Consider the following 4,623-nt stretch of genomic DNA (forward strand, 5'->3'; position numbering starts at 1 on the left):
ATCCAACTCGTCCTTGTCCACGTATCCCTTCTCAAGCAGCCGGGCGAGGATGTCTTTTCCGGAAACGCCGAAGAGATCGGAGAGGACCGAGCCGAGTTTGACATTGGAAGACTCGAGCACTTTTTGAATCCGGTTTTTCTCCGAAGTCAGCTGTCCGACCCACTTTTTGCGGAGRCGGGTAAAATCCCGCAATTCGCGAATATCCGCTGGGGGGACGAAACTTTTTTCAACGAGTCCATGGCGGAGCAGCTTGGCGATCCACTCGGCGTCCGAGACATCGGTTTTTCTTCCCGGGACATTTTTGATCCGCTGCGGATTGGCCAGWGTCAAGTCGACATAGCCCTCGAGGAAGGCGAAGACCGGTTTCCAATACACGCCGGTGGATTCCATGGCGACATGGGTAACGCCATGTTCTTCGAGCCACTCAAGCAGGTCGCCAAGTCCTTTCGAGAACGTGGAGAAGGTTTGAATGTCCTTTTGAATGTGTCCATCTTCTTCCCATAGCGCGCAGGCGACGATGGTTTCGGCATGAACATCCAATCCTGCGCAGCGAGGATAGATGACATCCATGATGAAAATCCTCCTTTTCGATGATCGAGTGCGCAAACAGCGAATCCACGGGAGAAATGCGGCAGTTTTCCGTTCGTCGTCACCTTTCCTCCGCATCGGGAAAGGGCGGACAATGGGTGGTGCACCCAGTGGATTCAAACACTTTTCCGTACAGGGTCTAAGCCACCATTAAGCATAACGTCCTGTTGAACTGTTTGCGCCTATTCTTCATTATGGGAAGAAAAGGGGGATTTTCATCCCTGGGTGGAGGGCAAACCATTGCCCATGGATCTTTTCTGTGCAAAACAGAAGTTATTAACCGACTTTTCCACATTATCCACAATCAATCCCTTTCCTCTATGAAAAAATGATTGTGTATTGCACTCCTCGCCGTTATCATGTTTTTTTTACTTTTCCACATTGTCCACAACCTATGGATAAAAATATGCACAACAAGTCCCCACCCGACGGCCGTTCCGCTTGCCAAACAAAAAAGAGCAGACCGCCTGCCCTAAGCGATCCGCTCTTTAAAAGGATTTTTAACTTGAGAAAAGTGCGTTTTGGGCCAGTTTTTCATGAAATCCCCAACCTCCTAGAAGGCCGGTGACAAACTGCTGTCACGAGCAAATCAACGGCATTTCGCCAAAAAAGAAGGCTGATTCCACAGTTTTTCTCTAATTGAGAAACAAGTGGAGCTAGCAGTATTTTGTACTAAATCACCGACCTTCTAGACAAGCGGCAAGCTTGGATTGGCGTTGAGCGCCAAATCAGCCCGCTTTCCTTGTTGATATAACACAGTTCCCGCAACGGCAATCATCGCCGCATTATCAGTGCATAGCGATAACGGTGGGATGACAAGCTCCACATCGGGAAGCTCTTTCATTTTCTCCTGCAGTGCAGCCCGAAGCCCGCGGTTGGCCGCCACTCCGCCGGCGAGCAGCACTTGTCGTACGCCGTATTCTTTGGCGGCCTGCACCGTTTTCGTCACCAGCACATCGACGACGCTGGCCTGAAAGCTCGCGGCCATCTGTCTCGGATCGATCTCCTCGCCGCGCTGCTTCGCGTTGTGGAGCGCATTGAGAACCGCTGATTTTAAGCCGCTGAAGCTGAAATCATACGAACCTTCCTCAAGCCACGCTCGCGGCAAATCAATCACGGGCTCGCCCTCATGAGCCAGCCGGTCGATGTGCGGTCCTCCTGGGTACGGAAGGCCTAAAGCCCGCGCCACCTTGTCATACGCCTCACCAGCAGCGTCGTCGCGCGTCTCGCCAATGACTTGAAACGCCCCGTGGCCTTCCATGTAAACAAGCTCCGTATGCCCGCCGGAAACGACAAGCGCCAACAGCGGAAATTTCATCTCCGCCACGAGCTGGTTGGCGTAAATATGACCAGCAATATGATGCACCCCGACAAGCGGCAACCCGTGGGCAAACGCGAGCGCCTTTGCGGCGTTCACCCCGACAAGGAGCGCCCCAACCAACCCCGGTCCGGCCGTCACCGCAATGGCATCAAGATCGGAAAACGATACGCCAGCCTGCCGCATCGCTTCCTCCATGACGAGTGTAATTTGTTCGACATGATGGCGCGAGGCAATTTCCGGCACAACACCGCCAAACCGCCGATGGCTTTCCATTTGCGACGCCACAACATTCGATAAAATCTCTTTTCCGTTTTTCACCACGGCCGCCGCTGTTTCATCGCAGCTCGTTTCAATACCTAGTACATGCACGTTTTCATTCATGTCAGTTTCACCCACATCACTAGCGCATCTTCAAAATTGTCCGGATAATACCGTTTGCGGATGCCGCCATTGCGAAACCCAAGCTTTCGGTACAACGACTGGGCGACATGGTTCGAGACGCGCACTTCCAGCGTCATCGTCGCCGCCCCATGCTGCTTGGCTGTTTCCATAAGGCGGCGCATAAGCGCTTCGCCGAGTTTTTGTCCGCGAAACTGTGGCAGCACAGCGACATTCGTCACATGCGCTTCATCAATCACGAGCCACATCCCCGCATACCCGATGATCCGTCCGCGGTGCACCATGACAATATATTTCGCGTAACGATTGTACATCAGTTCATTATAAAAAGATTCCCGGGTCCACGGCGCGGTAAACGACGCCTGCTCGACTTGCACGACCTCATCGATATCATGAATGGTCATCGGCCGGAATTGCACATCGATCCCCATCGTCCCCGTCCCCTTTTTGTTTCGCAAGCCATTTCGCTTCCGCTTCCGCAAGACGGATGTAATTCGGCACAAACGTATGCGGATTCTCATGTTGTTTCTCTTTTCCGAGCATGATGAGCTCACTTGGCCGCGGCAATGTCAACGGCGGCGGCGTCATGAAAAACCGCCCGCCCAAGCGGCTTCGAAACAGCTCACTATATACCGGCGCATCGGCCCCGATGAACAATACATCCTCTCCCCGTCTGCGTAAATGATCGGCCCACTCGTCCGCCGCCACAATACGGTCCGCTTCAAGGCATCGGAGCGCGCCGTCCTCGTACCGGTACAACCCGGTGTAAATTTGTCCGCGCCGCGCGTCAAACAGCGGGACGAGCAAACCGGGGAAATACCGGCCATTAGCGGCGAGCACCTCTAAACTCGAGACGCCGGCTATCGGAATGCCGAGCGACCAAGCGAGCGTTTTCGCAATGGTGACACCGATCCGCACCCCGGTATAAGATCCAGGGCCTTTCGCAACAACAACTAAATCAAGCTCATTGGGCGCCATTCCGCACTGCCGAAGCAGCGACTCAATGGCCGGCATCGCCCGGACAGAATGATCTCTTTTGACACTCGTAACGAATTCCCCTTTAATAACATCCCCATCCGCCACAGCAATGCCTAGCGGCATATTCGATGTATCAATCCCTAATATTTTCATGACGCAAAAATCTCCTTGCATAGCTGTTCATAGCGCCACCCTGACGGCTCAAAGACAAGTCTCCGTTCATCGCCGCCATGGCGAAACAAAGAAACGGTCAACCGCTCCTCAGGCAGCTGCCCCGCAATCAAATGGGCCCACTCGACAACCGCAATACCATCACCGTTAAAATATTCATCAAATCCGAGATCCTCCCATTCGTCTTCAAGCCGATACACATCCATATGATAAAGCGGCAGCCGCCCATCATACTGCTTGATAATCGTGAAGGTCGGGCTGTTGACGTTTTGTACAATGCCCAGCCCCTCGGCAATCCCTTTCGTAAACGTTGTTTTTCCCGCACCTAAATCTCCCTCTAACGCGATGACCATCCCCGGCTGAAGCCGTTCTCCGAGCCGGCGTGCAACCGCCTTTGTCTCTTCCGGAGAATGCACGGTAAGTTCAAACTGCTTCATGGTGTTCCACCTTATTCCATTTTATCATCTTTGCTTCCGCTTTTGAAATTTTACCATAAGGAACGGCAACGTTGCCACTGCCGACGCCAAAAAAACAGCCATACAAAACAAAAGGACTGCCCTGCTAAGGCCATATTGAGCCTCCCGGGCAGTCCTGAGATCAAACTCGCAAAACAAAAAGAAAAAAGGGAATTAGGCGTGTTGCTACTCCCTGGTGAATAAGATTGCCTAGCAGCGACCTACTCTTGCAGGGGCGCTGGCCCCAACTACCATCGGCGCTGGAGGGCTTAACTTCCGTGTTCGGGATGGGAACGGGTGTTTCCCCTCCGCTATCACCACTAGGCAAGCAATTCAGTTTCGACATCATTTATTATACTTAAAAAATAAATGTTGTCAAGAAGGAAAGTCATTCCTTCAAAACTAGATAACCGTCGGAAGAAGCCGGGGCGAACCGCTCGCCTCCGCTTTTCTTGGTTAAGCCCTCGATCGATTAGTATCCGTCAGCTCCACGTGTCGCCACGCTTCCACCTCGGACCTATCGACCTCGTCATCTTCGAGGGATCTTACCCGCCTGACGCGGTGGGAAATCTCATCTTGAGGGGGGCTTCACGCTTAGATGCTTTCAGCGCTTATCCCGTCCGCACATAGCTACCCAGCGGTGCCCCTGGCGGGACAACTGGTACACCAGCGGTGCGTCCATCCCGGTCCTCTCGTACTAAGGACAGCTCC

Annotated in this window: 4 protein-coding genes, 2 rRNA genes and 1 pseudogene; all 7 read right to left on the bottom strand. The window is 53.1% G+C overall.

Translation table 11 applies throughout. The features are described 5' to 3' along the window. Window positions 1-570: pseudogene (locus AP057_RS01425) on the bottom strand (IS110-like element ISGka2 family transposase); the annotation flags it as partial. Between the two features lie 706 nt (window positions 571-1,276). Then, window positions 1,277-2,290 carry a tRNA (adenosine(37)-N6)-threonylcarbamoyltransferase complex transferase subunit TsaD gene (tsaD, locus tag AP057_RS01430; protein WP_047817700.1) on the bottom strand — a complete coding sequence of 338 codons (1,014 nt, stop codon included), beginning with the start codon at window positions 2,288-2,290 and terminating at the stop codon, window positions 1,277-1,279. Further along, window positions 2,287-2,739, bottom strand: a complete 453-nt coding sequence (gene rimI, locus AP057_RS01435; protein ID WP_055357894.1) for a ribosomal protein S18-alanine N-acetyltransferase — start codon at window positions 2,737-2,739, stop codon at window positions 2,287-2,289. Before rimI ends, tsaD begins: the two co-directional genes overlap by 4 nt. Then, on the bottom strand, window positions 2,699-3,439 hold the full coding sequence (tsaB, locus tag AP057_RS01440) for a tRNA (adenosine(37)-N6)-threonylcarbamoyltransferase complex dimerization subunit type 1 TsaB (protein WP_055357895.1): 741 nt from the start codon (window positions 3,437-3,439) through the stop codon (window positions 2,699-2,701). The genes rimI and tsaB overlap by 41 nt, the downstream gene beginning before the upstream one ends. Next, window positions 3,436-3,894 (bottom strand): tRNA (adenosine(37)-N6)-threonylcarbamoyltransferase complex ATPase subunit type 1 TsaE, encoded by a 459-nt coding sequence (gene tsaE / locus AP057_RS01445; protein WP_055357896.1) that lies wholly within the window; start codon window positions 3,892-3,894, stop codon window positions 3,436-3,438. The genes tsaB and tsaE overlap by 4 nt, the downstream gene beginning before the upstream one ends. 226 nt (window positions 3,895-4,120) lie before the next feature. Further along, window positions 4,121-4,237, bottom strand: a 5S ribosomal RNA gene (gene rrf, locus AP057_RS01450). 127 nt (window positions 4,238-4,364) lie between these two features. Further along, window positions 4,365-4,623: ribosomal RNA gene (locus AP057_RS01455) — 23S ribosomal RNA — on the bottom strand; the annotation flags it as partial.

The organism is Geobacillus sp. Sah69 (assembly GCF_001414205.1).
GTDB classification, from domain to species: Bacteria; Bacillota; Bacilli; order Bacillales; family Anoxybacillaceae; genus Geobacillus; species Geobacillus stearothermophilus.

Excerpts from the sequence above, each read along its gene's own strand:
- tsaE (WP_055357896.1), bottom strand. The coding sequence starts at position 3,894 with ATGAAGCAGTTTGAACTTACCGTGCATTCTCCGGAAGAGACAAAGGCG.
- tsaD (WP_047817700.1), bottom strand. The coding sequence starts at position 2,290 with ATGAATGAAAACGTGCATGTACTAGGTATTGAAACGAGCTGCGATGAA.
- tsaB (WP_055357895.1), bottom strand. The coding sequence starts at position 3,439 with ATGAAAATATTAGGGATTGATACATCGAATATGCCGCTAGGCATTGCT.
- rimI (WP_055357894.1), bottom strand. The coding sequence starts at position 2,739 with ATGGGGATCGATGTGCAATTCCGGCCGATGACCATTCATGATATCGAT.